The sequence below is a fragment of the Pokkaliibacter sp. CJK22405 genome (genome assembly GCF_046614695.1).
Taxonomy (GTDB): domain Bacteria; phylum Pseudomonadota; class Gammaproteobacteria; order Pseudomonadales; family Balneatricaceae; genus Pokkaliibacter.
Window position 1 is genome coordinate 82,790 of the sequence record NZ_JBKKHQ010000019.1, and the last position, 16,249, is coordinate 99,038.

General features: G+C 52.9%; 13 protein-coding genes. 10 read left to right on the forward strand and 3 right to left on the reverse strand.

Annotated features, from left to right (window positions below):
* Positions 1–26: 26 nt before the first annotated feature.
* The gene (gcvA, locus tag ACKC9G_RS14420) at positions 27–920 is read right to left on the reverse strand and encodes a transcriptional regulator GcvA (RefSeq protein ID WP_411406592.1); all 894 of its coding nucleotides are present in this window, start codon (positions 918–920) and stop codon (positions 27–29) included.
* Between the two features lie 116 nt (positions 921–1,036).
* On the opposite strand from gcvA, the gene ACKC9G_RS14425 reads away from it, so the two are divergent.
* The 8 genes from ACKC9G_RS14425 to ACKC9G_RS14460 all read left to right on the forward strand — a co-directional run bounded on the left by ACKC9G_RS14425 (position 1,037) and on the right by ACKC9G_RS14460 (position 10,309).
* Entirely contained in the window at positions 1,037–1,258 is a 222-nt protein-coding gene (locus tag ACKC9G_RS14425; protein WP_411406594.1) for a hypothetical protein, read from the forward strand.
* Between the two features lie 473 nt (positions 1,259–1,731).
* Positions 1,732–2,931, forward strand: coding sequence for a macrolide transporter subunit MacA (macA, locus tag ACKC9G_RS14430; RefSeq protein ID WP_411406596.1), 1,200 nt, complete (start codon positions 1,732–1,734; stop codon positions 2,929–2,931).
* An 8-nt stretch (positions 2,932–2,939) separates the two neighbouring features.
* A complete protein-coding gene (locus ACKC9G_RS14435) occupies positions 2,940–4,895 on the forward strand; it encodes a MacB family efflux pump subunit (RefSeq protein WP_411406598.1) in 1,956 nt (651 codons plus the stop codon).
* Positions 4,888–6,303 carry an efflux transporter outer membrane subunit gene (locus ACKC9G_RS14440; protein WP_411406600.1) on the forward strand — a complete coding sequence of 472 codons (1,416 nt, stop codon included), beginning with the start codon at positions 4,888–4,890 and terminating at the stop codon, positions 6,301–6,303. The genes ACKC9G_RS14435 and ACKC9G_RS14440 overlap by 8 nt, the downstream gene beginning before the upstream one ends.
* 284 nt (positions 6,304–6,587) lie before the next feature.
* Positions 6,588–7,478, forward strand: coding sequence for a hypothetical protein (locus ACKC9G_RS14445; RefSeq protein WP_411406602.1), 891 nt, complete (start codon positions 6,588–6,590; stop codon positions 7,476–7,478).
* A 3-nt stretch (positions 7,479–7,481) separates the two neighbouring features.
* Positions 7,482–8,216 carry a hypothetical protein gene (locus ACKC9G_RS14450; protein ID WP_411406604.1) on the forward strand — a complete coding sequence of 245 codons (735 nt, stop codon included), beginning with the start codon at positions 7,482–7,484 and terminating at the stop codon, positions 8,214–8,216.
* A gap of 172 nt (positions 8,217–8,388) precedes the next feature.
* On the forward strand, positions 8,389–8,784 hold the full coding sequence (locus tag ACKC9G_RS14455) for a cupin domain-containing protein (protein ID WP_411406606.1): 396 nt from the start codon (positions 8,389–8,391) through the stop codon (positions 8,782–8,784).
* A gap of 652 nt (positions 8,785–9,436) precedes the next feature.
* Positions 9,437–10,309 (forward strand): hypothetical protein, encoded by an 873-nt coding sequence (locus tag ACKC9G_RS14460; RefSeq protein ID WP_411406608.1) that lies wholly within the window; start codon positions 9,437–9,439, stop codon positions 10,307–10,309.
* A gap of 127 nt (positions 10,310–10,436) precedes the next feature.
* Here ACKC9G_RS14460 and ACKC9G_RS14465 read toward each other — a convergent pair whose 3' ends face one another.
* Both ACKC9G_RS14465 and ACKC9G_RS14470 read right to left on the reverse strand, forming a co-directional pair.
* Complete coding sequence (locus ACKC9G_RS14465) at positions 10,437–12,062, reverse strand: hypothetical protein (protein WP_411406610.1); 1,626 nt, start codon at positions 12,060–12,062, stop codon at positions 10,437–10,439.
* 93 nt (positions 12,063–12,155) lie between these two features.
* A complete protein-coding gene (locus ACKC9G_RS14470) occupies positions 12,156–13,895 on the reverse strand; it encodes a hypothetical protein (RefSeq protein ID WP_411406612.1) in 1,740 nt (579 codons plus the stop codon).
* 195 nt (positions 13,896–14,090) lie between these two features.
* Between ACKC9G_RS14470 and ACKC9G_RS14475 the strand changes: the two genes are divergently transcribed.
* Together ACKC9G_RS14475 and ACKC9G_RS14480 are read left to right on the forward strand one after the other, a co-directional pair.
* The gene (locus ACKC9G_RS14475) at positions 14,091–14,552 is read left to right on the forward strand and encodes an Lrp/AsnC family transcriptional regulator (protein WP_411406614.1); all 462 of its coding nucleotides are present in this window, start codon (positions 14,091–14,093) and stop codon (positions 14,550–14,552) included.
* Positions 14,553–14,867: 315 nt separating this feature from the next.
* A complete protein-coding gene (locus ACKC9G_RS14480; protein ID WP_411406616.1) occupies positions 14,868–16,214 on the forward strand; it encodes a phosphatidylserine decarboxylase family protein in 1,347 nt (448 codons plus the stop codon).
* The last annotated feature ends 35 nt before the right edge of the window (positions 16,215–16,249 follow it).

The following is a 16,249-nucleotide window of genomic DNA, read 5'->3' on the forward strand; positions in this document are numbered from 1 at the left end:
AAGATTTTTTGAGTTTAATCAGCTTCTCACTCAATCCCTGCCTGCATTTCCGTCATCATCCACTCCTTGAACGCCAGCATTCCGGGCGTCAGGGGGCGGTGTTTTTTATAGACCAGGTAGAAGGCTTTATGAGTATCCAGACGGATATCAAAAGGGGCGACCAGCGCACCTGAGGCCAGTTCGCGGGAGGTGAGTGTAACGTCGGCCAGAGCAACGCCGAGACCTTCCTGCGCCGCTGCGGTTGCCAGCTGGCTGCTTGGCATTTGCAGGCTGCCCTTGGTGTGAGTGAAGTTCACGCCAGCCAGCTCCAGCCAGTCTTCCCATTCGTACTTGCGCTTGTTCACATAAATGAGGGTGTGGTGTTTCAGGTCTTCCGGCGCTTTCAGCGGATGCAGGCCATTAGCCATTTGCGGGCTGCACATGGGCGCTAACAGAACGCTGCGCAGGTAGTGCACCTCGATATCATCCCACTCGCCATTACCGAAATAGACCGCCATGTCCGTGGTCGACTTGTTGAAGTCGATCAAACCCATGGATGCGTTAATCTGCAATTCGATATCAGGGTAGAGCGCCTGAAAGCGGCTCATGCGTGGCATCAGCCAGCGGGTGAGGAAGTTGGGCGCCACACTGATATTGATGACGTTGCCATCCTTGGTGGTCATCAGCCGCTCGGTGGCAATCTCGATTTCATCCAGCGCATGGCGCACGGCGGTCAGGTACTGATCTCCGGCGGGAGTCAGTTCAACCTTGCGCTTGCTGCGGCTAAAGAGTGGCGCACCCAAATATTCCTCAAGGGATTTAATCTGGTGGCTCACTGCCGAAGCGGTGACGAAAAGTTCTTCAGCGGCCGCGGCAAAGCTGCCATTACGGGCGGAAGACTCGAACATGCGAAGCGCATTGAGCGGAGGTAACCGGCGCATAAGCGTATCCCAAATGCTGAGTTAATCTCAGGATTCTGGTTAGAAAGCCTCGCTTTTGCAAGGCCTGTTTCGACCTTAGTATGAGTTATGTAAGTTAACAACATCTGGAGTCGAAAATGGCGATCAACACTGCTGATAACCGTAAAAATGCCGCTGAAGGTGTGAATTATTACTACGATGCAGAGCTGAAGCGTGATGCTTTCGGTAATGTGGATACTGACTACTATGTCGAGCTGTCCCGTGAACTGCAGTACGACTATCTGAGCCAGCTGGCCGGTGCGCTGAAAACCCGCATTAAAGGCCTGTTTGCTCTGCCTCAGACTCGTCACGCTCACTAATCAGTCTAGCTACTGCTTAGGTCACTGACCTGTCTTCTGGGGCCGCAAGGCCCCGAAGCTTTCTCTTCTGTCTTCTTGCCACGCTAATCAGAATCCCTGTGTTTCTTTCCACGTCTTCCTGTCCTGACTGACTCTGCCAATCGCAGCCTGTGCTTATTCCGAGTATCGACTGATCAGCGCCTTTTCGGTGTCTAACCGCGCGAACTTATTTCTCCAAGTGAACCACCCAATCACGACACAGGGTTTCCACACGCCGGGTTTTTTACCTGCGGCTTACATTGCCCGTTCTTTCCTAACTCCTTGATAGATTGGTGAAACATTTAGAACGCAATGTCCGTTGTTACTTTACAGAGCAATCGGGATACTAAACCTAACTCATTCTCATCTTTGGATGGCTCATGACTCAGCGCGACAAAAAAGCTGAGCCAGTGTTGGCAGGCCAGCCCAGAAACAGGTCTTCAGGAATACGTGCCATGACACCATCAACTAAACGCAAATTGATTTCAGCCGGGGTGCTGGTCGTGGTGATTGCCGCGGGCGCCTGGTTTGCGCGTGGCTGGTTCACTCCTGCGGCGCCGCAGTATGTGACCGTACAGGCAGAACCCAGGGATATTCGCCAGACCGTGGCGGCGACCGGCGTATTGAATGCCTCCAAACAGGTGAATGTCGGTGCGCAGGTATCCGGTCAGCTGGAAACCCTGAACGTGAAGCTGGGCGATACGGTAAAGAAGGGTGACTTGCTCGCGGTGATTGACCCAAGCGTCAAAGAGAACGATCTCAAAAACGCCGAGGCATCCCTGAAAAGTGTACAGGCCCAGAAGAAATCCTCCCAGGCGATGCTGCGCCAGTACACCCTCGAATATCAGCGCCAGCTGACCATGAGCAAGAGCAATGCGGCCTCCAAGGCAGATCTGGAATCGGCCAAGGCCAATCTGGACAGCACCACGGCGGATATCGAATCCCTGAATGCGCAGATTACTCAGGCAGAAATTGAAGTGGATACGGCCAAAACCAATCTGGCCTACACCAAAATTCTGGCACCGATGGACGGCGTGGTCGTCGCGGTCGAAGCCGATGAAGGCCAGACACTGGTATCCACCCAGTCGGCGCCGACCATTCTGATTCTGGCGGATCTCGACACCATGACGGTCAAAGCAGAAATCTCCGAGGCGGATGTCATCAAGGTGAAGTCCGGTATGCCGGTGAACTTTAACGTCCTGGGCGACCCGGATACTCAGTACGACAGTACGCTGGAATCTGTCGCGCCTGCGCCTGAATCCATCACCGACGACGATACTTCCGCCTCGACCATCAGTGCCGAAGCCACTTACTACAACGGCCAGTTTGATATTCCAAACCCTGACCATCGCCTGCGCATCTTTATGACCGCTGAGGTCAACATCGTGCTCGGCGAAGCCAAGGATGCGCTGTCGATTCCGCTCTCGGTGTTGGGTGAAAGCCTGGGTGGTGGCAAGTATCAGGTCACGGTGATGAGTGCCCAGAACCAACCGGAGAAGCGCACCATTACCACGGGTCTTAAGGACAACATCTACATTCAGGTAACGGATGGCCTGGAGCAGGGCGACCGTATTCTGGTGGGGGATTCCGTCACTGCCGCAGCCGCCAATTCAAGCTCCGGCAGCCGCCGTCGCGGCCCTGTACCCGGCATGTGAGGTGACTAATGTCTGATGCACTGCTGGAAATTACCAACCTTGAGCGCAGCTTCGCCTCGGGAGATGAACAGGTGCGGATTCTTAAGGGAATCAACCTGTCCATTCAGGCCGGTGAGCTGGTTGCCATCATGGGCGCGTCGGGGTCAGGTAAAAGCACCCTGATGAATATTCTGGGCTGTCTTGATCGCCCAACCTCCGGCTCCTACAAGGTCAATGGCAAAGAGACCGGCGAGCTGGAAACCGATGAACTCGCCGCGCTTCGCCGTAGCCACTTTGGTTTTATCTTCCAGCGCTATCATTTGCTCTCGCACCTTGATGCCGTGGGCAATGTTGAAATGCCGGCCATTTATGACGGTGCGGATGACAAGGCGCGCCGTGAACGGGCAATCGCTTTGCTGGGCCGTCTGGGGCTGGATGAGCGTATTCACCATAAACCGGCGCAACTTTCCGGTGGTCAGCAGCAGCGTGTCAGTATTGCCCGTGCGCTGATGAACGGCGGTGAAGTCATCCTTGCGGATGAGCCCACTGGTGCGCTGGATACCCATTCCGGTGTTGAGGTCATGCAGATTCTGAAAGAGCTGCATGCGCAGGGGCACACCATCATTATCGTGACCCACGACCCGAACGTCGCCAAACAGGCGCAGCGCATCATCCGTATTCAGGATGGCGAGATTCTCTCGGATGAAGCCAACCCGGACTACGTCCCGGCGCAAGCGGTGAAGCGGGAGCGGGGCGAGCGCGTGTCGGCCTCTTCGGCGTTCAAAATTCGCTGGGGGCTGTTTATCGAGGCTTTTCGCATGGCCTGGCTGGCGATGGCCAGTCACCGCCTGCGTACCTTGCTGACCATGCTCGGCATCATCATCGGTATCACGGCGGTGGTAAGCGTGGTGGCGGTCGGTAATGGCGCGCGGGAGAAGGTCATCAGTGACATTAACTCCATCGGCACCAACACCATTGACGTGTTTCCCGGTAAAGGCTGGGGGGATATTCGCTCCTCTCGGGTGCAAACGCTGGTGCCGTCGGATCTGGAAGCACTGCGGGCGCAGGTCTATGTCGACAGCCTGACGCCGAATATCTCCAACTCGGTGCAGCTTCGTTATAAGAGTGAAGTGGTCAGCGCGTCGGTGAAGGGCGTGAGTGATGCCTACTTCCGCGTCAAAGGCGTGGATATTCAGGAAGGGCGCAGCCTGCAAACCATGGATATCGACCAGCGCGCCCAGGTGGCGGTGATTGACCAGAACACCTACAAAAAGCTCTTTCCCAATGGCGGTGATGCCCTCGGCAAAATCGTGCTGGCCGGTAATGTGCCGGTCACTATTATCGGTGTGACGGCCCCCAGTGACAGCGCTTTTAACGATGAGAACCTGAATGTCTGGATGCCGTACACCTCGGTGATGAGCCGACTGACCGGCCAGCAGTATTTCAGCTCCATCACTGTGCGTGTGGCCGATGGTGTCTCCAGCGATGTGGCGCAGCAGGGCATTGAACACCTGCTGACGACCCGTCACGGCACCAAGGATGTGTTCACCCGTAGCTCCGACAGCATTTTGAAAACCGTACAGAAAACCACCACGACTCTGACCCTGCTGATCTCCTCCATCGCGGTGATCTCACTGATCGTCGGCGGGATCGGCGTGATGAATATCATGCTGGTTTCAGTGACAGAGCGTACCCGTGAAATCGGTATTCGCATGGCGGTGGGTGCGCGTCAGCTCGATATCATGCAGCAGTTTATGATCGAGGCCGTGCTGGTCTGCCTGATCGGCGGCACCCTCGGGATTCTGTTGTCCTTCGGTATCGGCGAGATCTTCAGCTACTTCGTTTCGTCCCTGTCGATGGTGTTCTCGGCACTGTCGATTGTCTCAGCGTTTATCTGTTCCACCCTGATCGGCGTGCTGTTTGGCTTCCTGCCTGCGCGGAATGCCTCACGTCTTGATCCTATAGAGGCCTTGGCTCGTGAATAAGCAACCTATGCTGCGCTGGCGGCCACTGTCTGCGGCCATCGCATTGACTCTGACGATGACACTGGGCGGCTGTGCCTCCCTGACGCAAACCACCTATGAGCGCCCGGTGCTGGATATTCCTGCCAGCTGGCACCAGCCCACCACGGGCGAACAGGTGCTGGCGACGGATCACTGGTGGGAAGTCTTTCATGACCCGGTGCTGAATCAATTGATTGACCGCGCACTGGCCACCAATAACGACCTGGCGGCGGCGACCCTGAAAGTTCAGGCGGCGCGGCTGCAGGCCGGGCTTACGGCCACCAACCTCACGCCGGATGTGTCGGTTTCGGCCAGCAGCTCGCAGCAGCGAGATCTGGAAAATGGTGGCAAGTCCGACTCCAGCGGCCTGTCAGGCAACCTGAGTTACGAGCTGGATTTGTGGGGCCGACTGGCCAGCGCTCGTGATGCTGATACCTGGGAAGCGCGTGCGACCGAGCAGGACAAAGCCGAAACCGCGCTGACACTGGTGGGCACGGTGGCGAACTTGTACTGGCAGATTGCCTACCTGAACCAGTCCATTGCCACCTCGCAGGCCAGTATCGAATACAACCAGAAAACCCTGGAGTTGGTGCGGGTGCAGTATCGCGCCGGTGCGGTCACCAATCTGGAGCTGCTGCAGGCTGAGCAGAATGTGGAATCGCAAAAGGCGGATCTGGCCGACCTTGAGCAGCAGAAAGTCGAAGCGCAAAACGCGCTGGCTATCCTGTTTAACCAGTCGCCTGATCACAGCGTGCCTGATCCTCAAAACCTGCCAACGCTGGCCATGCCAGAGCTGAATGCGGCGATTCCTGCTTCGGTACTGGCCAATCGGCCGGATATTCAGGCATCAGAAATGCGCCTTCGCAGCCTGCTGGCGGATGCGGATTCCACCCGCGCCAGCTATTACCCAACCCTGAGCCTGACATCCTCAATTGGTACATCCAGTGCGCAGCTACTCAGCCTGCTGCAAAATCCCGTAGCAACGCTGGGTGCCGGGCTGACGTTGCCCTTTATTGAGTTCAATCAGGCCAGGCTGAATACGGCGATTGCCAAAAACGCCTATGAGCAGGCGGTGGTTAACTTCCGTCAAAGCCTCTATACCGCGTTTCAGGATGTGGAAAATGCGCTCTCCGCGCGGACGCAGTATCAGAAACAGGAAGCGGCGCTTTCTCGTTCCTATACGCTGGCGAAGCAGGCCGAGGCCGTGGCTGAATCCCGCTACCGTGCTGGCGCCACCGGCGTGCAGGACTGGCTGGATCAGCAAAACACCCGTCGCAGCGCTGAGCTTGCACTGGCTCAAAACCGCTATAACCAGCTCACCAATATGATGACGCTCTATCAAGCTCTCGGCGGCGCGCCTTCATTACCCGAGACACCAAGCGCGCAGTAACACCGATAGCTGTTATGACAAAGCCCTGCAGGAATTAATCCGCAGGGCTTTTTTGTTGGTGAATGTATAGGTAATATCCTTATCTGCAATATTTTGTTACATCCCTGTGTGTGATGCTTGTTTGTTCCCTTTATAAAAAATATGAAAAGTATTTCATTTACAGTGAGAGGGCCCTCTCTGTTTTAGCTTTTCAAGGTTAATTGCCAATTGCCTATATTGATGTTTTATAGTTATTTTTTCAAAGAATTAAGCCTTCAAAGACTTATTTATTGAGTGTTGTCCGGATGAAAGAATATCGATTTTCGCGGCCTTGGCCAAAGGTTTATATGAAAAGGTCAATGCTTAGCTTTGCTATAGCTTTTGTGAGTTTGATTTTTATTTTTTATCTATCAGGCGGTGCGTTATTTGATGTCGATAAGTTTTTAGATAGATATTTATATCTGGGTATTTTATTCGTTCTTGCTGTATTTTGTGGTTTTATTTATCTTGGTGAATCTTTTTTTTGTAGAAATAAAGAGCTGGGTGTTGATGAAGACGGCTTATGGTATCTATCCATAGGTAAAGAGTCAGGTTTGCTGCGTTGGGATGATGTTTTTAATATATCTAAAATGAGTGGCTTTTGTGATTTTTTATTAGTGAATAAAAGTTCTGAAAGAAAAGTTTATATTGCTAAAGAACTTTTAGAGTATAAACTGCTCAGAGAAAAAGCACTTAATAAACTTGCCAGTAATTATAGAAACAATGACATTTGGCGGCGTGGTTCATCCCCAGCCTATTGGATATTATGGTTCCTGGAACTGATTGCATTCTCTTTTTGTTCTTGGATCATATATGTCATTGTTTTTTTGTTTTTTGATAGAGTGCTTGGTTGGTATTGTCCAGAAATCGATATATCAATCTTGTTTTTTTTGGTTGCTTTATACAAGTTCGCTTTTGAAGAAACTAAAGTAGTGAGAAAAGAGAGTGCGTTAATAGTTTATTATCCTTTCTTCAAGAGGACGTTGGCTTTAGCGCCTGGTTTTTCTATTGATGTTGATATGCCCACCAAGGGGAAGCTAGTTTTTTTGAAGGTTGATGTGATAGGGCATAACAAGAAAATCAGAAAGCATAAGTTTAAGCGATACGAAGCTGACTACTACCTTTTTTACGCATTTCTTAAAAATGCTCAAGAGTAATTAATGATGGCGTTGATCTTCAGAGTGCTTTTGAGCATTGCTCTTTTTCTTCAAAGTGCATGCGTTTTCGCTGGAGTGGATTTTACCCCGTTGACTCAGAGTACTGACAGTTATGAATACTGCCATAAAAGCCAGTGCTTTGACTTATCAGATGCCGATATCTATTCAGAAGAGGGAGCAGCTGCTGCTATAGGAGATATTGATGGTGATGGGCAACAAGAAATCGCTGTGATTTATAATACTGTCGTCAATGAATGTGCTCAGTTTTATCATAGTGTTGACCACCGTATTCAGCCATTTTTATTTAATGGAGAGGTGCTAATACTCTGTGACTACGATGAAATCAAACAGGGTGTTTTTGTAAGTAATTTCAGAGATGGGCCGGGTACTTTTCAAGCTGTTTATGATCTTAATAGACATAAGGTGATCATCTACTCCCATAACGATATCGGGCTTGCTAATGAAGCCAGACTTTATAGCTTCGGAAGACCTGTTGAGGAGACTGGCGATCGGGAGGTCTATGGAAAGGTATCTTCAGGACAAACTCATTTTTTTGATAGTCAAGGTAAGCAGAAAAAGGCTTATCTCGTAAAAGGGGATACGTTGATTATTCATTCCTTGGATAGAATTAACTCTCAGTGGTATTTCGCCGTCTCTTTTATTACAAAGAATGGAAAAACAGTTAAGGGTTACGTTAATTTTGACAAGGTGATCATTAAAGAATTATCGGGTTTATAGTACTAACGTAAAAAATAGTGAGATAAAGACCGGATATGTTAATCATCACGTGATTATTTTTTGATCACTCATGCCGAAACAAGCGCAACCTTCTGCAACTCCCGCAATTTTCTACAAGTCCGGTCTCTGTCATCAGGCTAAGCTCTGTCCATCATTTGTTGGAGTTAGCCTGATGAGTACTGTAACGACCCCTCTTTCTACTAATGAAAAGATCAATCTGGCGGAGAAGCTGGCTTGTTTCGATAGCCTGTGGACGCCGCATATCGTGGGCACCAGTAATGGCCAGCTGATCAAGATCGCCAAAGGGGAGGGCGAGCTGGTGTGGCATGCTCATGAAAATGAGGATGAACTGTTTATGGTTATTTCCGGCCAATTGACGCTGCAGTTTCGCGATAAAGACGTGGTGCTGAACCCCGGTGAGATGTACATCGTCCCTAAAGGGGTGGAGCATTGTCCAAAAGCGATTCCGGGCACGGCGATTATGCTGATTGAGCCTGCCTCAACCGCGCACACCGGCACGACCGAGTCTGATCAGACGGTCAGCTATGAGAATCAGCGCTGGATTTAACCACGAGCTTATCTGCTGTCCTGAGCATTCTTCCGAAGTGTTTCTACTGAGGCACCTCGGTTGCTTTTTACCCCCGACAGGAATCCTGTCAGGGGTTCATCGCTGTATCTACAAGCCCCTTACAGATCCTTCTGGCTCAAAGTAGTGGCGTGAAAACCACCTCGTCACTGTGGCGGCTCTAATGACGCTTTTTTCTCATTGGTTTCGTGCTCTGGTTTTGTTGCCAGGCTTATCGCTCCCGGTGCCAACCAGGCACGCTGACTCTCCGCACGTCTCATAAAAACCGGGTTTTCTCGTGTTTATAAGAAAAACCTAATAAATTCAGATGTTTGGATTTTGAACAGCCAATCAGCAAAAAACGCTGGCTCAGGAAAAGCCTTAATATGAAGCCCTGGCGCTTACTTGAATGCCTGATGAAGAAACCTCGTCATTCCGGACTAAAAAACGTTCTCGGGTTTGCAGATTCCTATCGTATTCGAAGAGTCTGCCGCAGCCGCTTCCCCTACCATGGTTATCACTGAAGAAGTGAAATGACAGTCGTTTTAAACCAGTTGCTCTTTTTTTAGGTGGTTGGCAGCAGGCGGGCTTAAGCACTTCCCGGCAGAGGCAAAAAGCCTTTGTGGATTCAGGGACATGCATCAAAGGAGCGGTTATGGAGCAACAACCTGCCATGATAGATCCGAAAAGTCAGGAGCGTCTTTTCTCCACCTTCGGGTTTGGCAAGTCCGAATTCCTCGCACGGCTGTCGCGATTTTTTGAAGGCTGGGGCCTGAAAGGCATCAAGAGTATTCCTGCGGGCGTCTATGCCGAGGATATGAGTGGCAAGACGGGCACTCGTAATCCACGCCGGTCCACTACTGCGCTTAACCCACGCCATATGACCGATATGCTTCCTTTACCTGAAACGGTGATTGATGAGGTCGATATGCTTCGCGCCATCAACCGTCAGGACAAGCTTCTCGGTCTGGCGGAGGCGGTGAAGGTGGCTGCCACTTTTGATGCGGATCTCTTTACTTATATCGAAGACCATGTGGAGCCACTGCGCCGCTTCGATGATCGCGAAACCCATTATGTGACCCGCCGCTGTACAGAGCTTTATATCCGCCATATTAACGACAAGTCTGACCCGCTGGATTACGGCCATTGGGGTGCCAAGCGGATAGAGGAAATGTCTCAGCATCGCGTCGCCCATGCAGAAGCGGTCGCGATGGGAATGATGCTGGATGCGATCTACGCCAATAAAGTGCATCTGCTGGCAACGGAAGACTGCGAGCGTCTTCGTCATCTGCTGCGTGAGCTGGGCTTTGATCTTTACTGCCCCGAACTGACCCTGACCGATACTGACGGCCATAAGCTGATGTTGGAAGGGCTGAATGAAGTCAGCCTGCAGTACCGTGGGGACAAGGCGGTGCCCCTGCTGCGCCGCATTGGTGCCATGGTGTACTGCTATCCGGTGGATACCGTGGTGATGTCACAGGCGCTTAGCCAGATGAACCGCGTACCGGCACTTCCCATGACACTCTGAGTGCTGTGTTTAGCCTGTAGTGGCGAACCCGCTGTCTGTTTCTCCTGCGTGCAAGCCCTCGAAAAAAGCCCCGGTGATGTGCCGGGGCTTTTGCTTTCCATTCCGTTGAAGAGTCACCCTGTGCGGGCTACTTTGCCCTGGTCTCTTTCTGCGTAGTGCCTTTCGCAGGTGAAGACGCCTGTCGCAGCAGGAATGAGAAATCCGAGGCCAGTGTATCGCTGCCTGCAATGGTGGCTTTCTGATGGCAGCTATTGCAGCTGTCTTCCTGCGCGTAGGTTTCAAGGGTCGTATTGGCGACTGGAATGCTGTTGGTGGATTCAAAGCTGCCGTAGGCCAGCGGTATCGTTGCGCCACTACCAGGTGCATGAGCTGGCAGGTTGGGGCTGCCATCCCAGAGGACATTCACCAACTGGTAATACTGGAACACGGACTGGTTAGCCGTTGCACTGCCTATCCACTGCTGTACCGCAGTATTGAGGTCGTTAATGGAAGGCGCAATCGGGTTAACCCGCGTTACCTGTACCTTCGCATTGAGCGGATACAGCGCCTTGCACTTACCGTCCTGGCAATCTATACGTGCCTGATTCGGCGTGCAGTCTTCACCCGTCTTGGCGCAGTCAGGGTTATTAAAGCTGAAGCCCTGAGGGGATGTGCCCGTATTGTCAGCCGTAGTCGTGGTGGCAGCAGCGCTGTCCGGAACGTTATCCACCTGCTCAAATGTCGCCCAGACAAAGTCCGGGAAACGCTCGGTTTTATGGATGATATGAAGCCCAACCAGACCGACGACCTGTTCGGTGCAATGGTCGGTAATCGGGTTATAGACCCAGGCGGAGCTGGTGACGTAGCGGTGATAAAGCCCGGTATTGCCGGTCAGAATCCGCCAGGCTGCTTTCAGCTCAAAGGAGCCCAATTCATCCTGATGCTGAGGTGTGCTCGGTGGGTTTCTGAGGTTCAGCGCTTTGCCCGTGGGCAGGTTGATTCCCGCTGGATATTGCCTGGCATCGGTCGCGACGACTTTCTGCTGATCTGCATCGTAGAGTTTGTGTTTTTTGATGTAGTCGAACTCGGCCTTGCCCACTTTCTGTTCGAAGTACACCAGATTACCGGCCTGATCCGTCAGCCAGCCGCCGGTGGCTTCCATGATCTTGTCACCCAGGTCGGTCGTGAAGCTTTCAGGGGTGGAGTGGTTCTTTTGGTGGTGCCCGCTCTTACTGATGGCGCTTAATACCCGTGGGACCAAAACTGTGCCGCTACTTGGGCAACTCGCCGGTTTGGGCGTGGTCACTCCCCAGTCCTCTGGCTCTTTGGCATCCGGCAGGAAGATGGTGGAGGCACTTTTATAGGAACCCCACACACTCGCAGTATTCAGCGGTTTGGATGGGTCGGCAGGAACGCCCCACTGGCTAAAGGTGGCTTTGCGATCAGGCTCACCGGCCAGATCTTTTTTGGCAGGCCAGGCAGGGTCAACCGGCCAGTTCATGCCAATAAACATCTGCCAGGCATAGCAGTTCACATCGGCCTGCGTGGAGAGGTAGGGCGTATCACTGGTGATAAACAACCCGCTATCCGGATCAGTGACCAGCTGAGCCACGCAGCTGTTTGTGGATGTCGGGGCGGCATTGGTGGTTGCTGCTTGGGCATTGGCGCTAAATACCCATACCGAGGTGCTCATCAGCACGCTGCAGGCGAGGGTGAGCCAGCGTGCAGGCGAGGTGATGGCGCAATGGCGCGAAGAGTTAAGACGTTCGATCATGCTAATCCCTTATCAATACGGCGATGGACAGGCCGGTGTTGTGGCTGCCCATCTCACTTAGATGGAGTTATGCGTCTGTCTTTCAGGTCGTCATTAGCTGCTGAGGATGCGTGCCATGCCCTGTGCCCAGGGATGGTCTTCAGCACTTGGGCTGGTGCCTTCGTCCGGGTTCAGAACACGCAGGCTGACCCAGCCGGGCGTCGCGTTTTCCTTAATGCTGATCGTCAGGGTGAACTGCTCGGTAGGGCGACGATCGAGCTGATCCGGCGCCTGCGGGCAATCAAACTCAATGGCTGAAACACTGACGCTGATGTCCGGGTTATCAAACTCGATACGGGCATTAGCGGGTGTGGTATCACGGTTGGCGCACTGGGTGGTGAGAATAAAGGTGTAGCTGCTGCCCGCCATCAGGCGAGTGGGAAGGTCGCTGGCAGAATTGCCGTTAAACAGGGCTTCGCTCATCAGCTGTACCGGCCAGGGTTGCGGGTCCTTGATGCGGTCCTGAACGCGATCAAGGATCACCGGGTCGTAGTTGTCCTCGGCGCGGGCGGTCGCAGAAAGTGCAACACGCAACTGCTGGGCGACCTGGCCTGCGTATTTCACCGGCACCCCGTTAATGGTGATGTCTTCAATGGTGAAGCCTGCACTTTGTGGAATAGCAAAACGTGCCTGCAGAATCTGGTCTGAGCCATCAGGCCCTGTACCTGCGCTACCCCGGCAAACTTCCCAGTATTGGCTCAAATCCTGCCCTTGCGGGCCTTTCCAGCTATCAAAGCTTTCTGGTTGCTGAATATAAAGCCCCACGGGATCGGTCAGGCAGATCGGGCCTTTCATCGCGGCCATATTGGCGTTGTAACCAATGGTGGGGTCGGAGTTGCGTGCCACCATTCCGTACTCTGCTGCGCACAGCAGGGCCTGCGCTGAGATGCAGTATTTTTCGTCACGTTGCATGGAGGCCGCGGCAGCGAGGTAAATCTCGGCGCTTAGGGTGTTCGGACCGGAAGTCAGGTGCATGGCTCCGCCGAATTTTCCGGCGACACGCTGGGTGCCACGATTCCATAGATTGGTGGTGTCGTAAGCCGGCTTGCCGGTGGTGGGGTCGGTAACGGTATTGCCGTCGCTGTCCTTCAGGTACAGGTCTTCCAGCTTTGCCGCTTTGTCGATGTAGGCCTGGTACAGCCGGAGCACGATATTCGGGTCAAAATCCCAGAGCGCCAGATAGTAGGCAGGGTTTTCACAGGTGAAGGTGATGGCCTGCATTTTTCCCTGTTGACCAGCGACACCGCTGTCGTTGTGTTCGATGGACCATTCGCAATACTCATCCAGCCAGCCACGTGGACCAAGAGGTTCGTAATCCACATAGGGGCCAGTCCAGTCGATATGGCAGCACTGATTGCGGGGGATCTGCAGCAGCGTGGAGGACTCACTCGCAGGGTCTGCCTGATAAAGCGCAAACGTGGTGCCATCCAGCGTGATCTGGCCATGATCTGCCAGGTAATAGAGCTCTTCTTCGGTGAGCTTGCGTTTCAGTTGCGGGTTATACTGGGCGCCGTCATGGGAGAAAAACGTCACCATTCGCTGCGGATAGGGCACCCAGGGCACGATAGCGTTAACATCACCGTAGGGGGTTTCCAGCGGGTTGTAATAATTATCCCGTGGGGCGTCGTTCAGATTGGACCAGGGGTTGCCGACGCGGGCGATGGTACTCCAGCCTTCGACGTAGGTACTCCACTCGGCAGTGAAGGCGGGGAGTTTTTGGGGGATACCGAGTAATTCAAAGTCTTTCTTACCCTGATGAGCAGGGGTGCTGTAATAGGGGATTTTCTCTCCCATAGCGACTTTCCTCTGTCCGTTGGATGCAAGCATCCGTGCGAATGATCAGTGTGTTTAGATAGAGCGTTACCTGATATTTCAGTTTTTACGAAAGGTGGCGTGTTAATTTCACTCTAAAATAGTGCTTTACAGTGCTGCACGTTATGTTGCAAATTTAGGGGGAATTTGACGTTATTTTTGCATCCGGGGCATGGAATGGCAGATGCTTTTGATTTAAAGATTCTCGCGAAACTTCAGGAAAACTCCGTGTTGAGCCCTGAAGTCATCAGTGAATCAGCAGGATTATCTTCGGCGAGTTGTTACCGACGTATTAAAAAACTGGAAAGCGAAGGCTACATCAAGGCACGCAGAACCGTGCTGGATGAGAAGAAGCTGGGCTTTCAGGTGACAGCGATGTTCATGATCAAGCTGGCGCAAGACAGCATGGATATCGACAAGCGCATGAAGAAGATCTGCGACAGTCATCCTGAGATTGTGCAGTGTTATCTGGTCAGTAATGACTATGACTTTGTGATGATCGGTAAATTTCGCGAAGCGCAGGATTACACCGAGTACCTCTATAATTTCCTGCAGATCTTCGCTGATATTCCTATCCTGAATTACTCCTCATCCCTGGTGGTGAAGACCATCTGTGACCACAATCTGCTACCACTCTAGGTGGCATTAGCGGTTCCTGAGCAAGCAGCCCACCGTGGCTGCTTTGTTGTTTCTCGATCCTTCGTTTGCAAAACGATATTCCCTTGTTGTTCGTGTAATTCGACGAATGAGTCGCAATTTCATCGGCTTTCTGAAAAACATCCTTCATCTGCTTATGCGACCTTTGTTGTGGTGCACGCGATCAGCATCGTGTGTCCGGGTTTTATCATCGGTCGCTATGGCGGCCCGCTTCATCCGCAGGAGCTTTGCCTGTCATCAGAGCAGGCATGGCTAAGTTTCTACCCTAAGTAAGAACGATTGGAGAGGTAAAAGGATATGACCGCAGCTCCCTATCAGGTCGGCCAGTGGCTGCCTTCGGATCAGCAGCATCTGGAAACCTGGCTGCAGCGCGTAGTCGCCGAAGCCCATAAGCAGTTTCCCCCGCTGCAGGCCGAGGTGCTGGATGCCAATGCCAAAGAATCTCTGGATGTGCTGTTCGACCGGCATCTGCACCCGGTATTGCAGGATTTCAAACTGCTGATCGAAAGCGACGCGACCGTGTTTATGCTGTTCAACATGATGTTCGCGCAGGTGCCGCATAAGCCGCCGTACAACAAGAACCCGAACCAGCGCCCACAGATTCGTAACTACCACACCATGCTGGCGGCGATGAATGTCATCCTGACCCATGCGCCGGAGTTTCTGGTGGTGGATGGTCAGCCCGCCGGGCTGATTGGCTTCCCCATTAATGCCATTCTCAACTGGCCGATGGGTACGGCAGCGGGTTTTGCTGCCTTTATCCAGCCGATGGTCAATGAATGCCTGAAGAATGTGCTGGATGCCTGGGGCCGCTATTTGCTCTCGGCTGATTCTGTGTACGTGCTGAACGACGGCCCCTCAGGCTGGTTTGGCCCGGCTGCACAACAGGCGATGCCAAACTTTGCCGAGCAATTTGTCTGCGATCCATCGGCCCCTCACTACGGCTATCGCTCCTGGGATGACTTCTTCACTCGCGAATTCCGTGAGGGAGTACGCCCTCTGGCCGCCCCTGAGGATGACAATGTTATTGCCAACGCCTGTGAGTCCGCGCCCTTCAATAAAGTGACGGATTTGAAGTGGCGGGATCACTTCTGGATCAAGGGACAGCCCTACTCGCTGGAGCATTTGCTGGCAGGGGATGAGTACGCGGAAGGCTTTGTCGGCGGTACGCTGTATCAGGCATTCCTCAGTGCCCTTAGCTATCACCGCTGGCATAGCCCGGTCAGTGGCACCATCGTGAAAGCCTATGTCGAGCCCGGCACCTATTATTCCGAAGCCTTTATGGAGGGTTTTGCCAATCCGGATGGCCCGGATGATTCCGCGCCCAACGGCTCGCAGGGCTATATCGCCCAGATGGCGGCTCGCGCCTTTATCTACATTGAAGCGGATAACCCCGATATCGGCCTGATGTGCTTTGTCGCCATCGGCATGGCGGAAGTGTCCACCTGCGATATCCGCGTGTATGAAGGTCAGCATATTAGCAAGGGCGAGCAGCTGGGCATGTTCCACTTTGGCGGCTCAACCCATTGCTTGCTGTTCCGTCCGGGTGTTGAGCTGGACTTTGATTTCCACGGTCAAAAACCGGGCCTGGAGAGCCACAATATTCCTGTGCGCTCACGAATTGCGACCGTGGTGAAGCGCTAAGCTATCCTGCGTTGGCAATAAAAAAACGGGAGCCT

Bases quoted from the DNA above. Each gene is read 5' to 3' on its own strand.
- gcvA (WP_411406592.1), bottom strand. From the start codon at position 920: ATGCGCCGGTTACCTCCGCTCAATGCGCTTCGCATGTTCGAGTCTTCC.
- ACKC9G_RS14425 (WP_411406594.1), top strand. From the start codon at position 1,037: ATGGCGATCAACACTGCTGATAACCGTAAAAATGCCGCTGAAGGTGTG.
- macA (WP_411406596.1), top strand. From the start codon at position 1,732: ATGACACCATCAACTAAACGCAAATTGATTTCAGCCGGGGTGCTGGTC.
- ACKC9G_RS14435 (WP_411406598.1), top strand. From the start codon at position 2,940: ATGTCTGATGCACTGCTGGAAATTACCAACCTTGAGCGCAGCTTCGCC.
- ACKC9G_RS14445 (WP_411406602.1), top strand. From the start codon at position 6,588: ATGAAAGAATATCGATTTTCGCGGCCTTGGCCAAAGGTTTATATGAAA.
- ACKC9G_RS14450 (WP_411406604.1), top strand. From the start codon at position 7,482: ATGATGGCGTTGATCTTCAGAGTGCTTTTGAGCATTGCTCTTTTTCTT.
- ACKC9G_RS14455 (WP_411406606.1), top strand. From the start codon at position 8,389: ATGAGTACTGTAACGACCCCTCTTTCTACTAATGAAAAGATCAATCTG.
- ACKC9G_RS14460 (WP_411406608.1), top strand. From the start codon at position 9,437: ATGGAGCAACAACCTGCCATGATAGATCCGAAAAGTCAGGAGCGTCTT.
- ACKC9G_RS14465 (WP_411406610.1), bottom strand. From the start codon at position 12,062: ATGATCGAACGTCTTAACTCTTCGCGCCATTGCGCCATCACCTCGCCT.
- ACKC9G_RS14470 (WP_411406612.1), bottom strand. From the start codon at position 13,895: ATGGGAGAGAAAATCCCCTATTACAGCACCCCTGCTCATCAGGGTAAG.
- ACKC9G_RS14475 (WP_411406614.1), top strand. From the start codon at position 14,091: ATGGCAGATGCTTTTGATTTAAAGATTCTCGCGAAACTTCAGGAAAAC.
- ACKC9G_RS14480 (WP_411406616.1), top strand. From the start codon at position 14,868: ATGACCGCAGCTCCCTATCAGGTCGGCCAGTGGCTGCCTTCGGATCAG.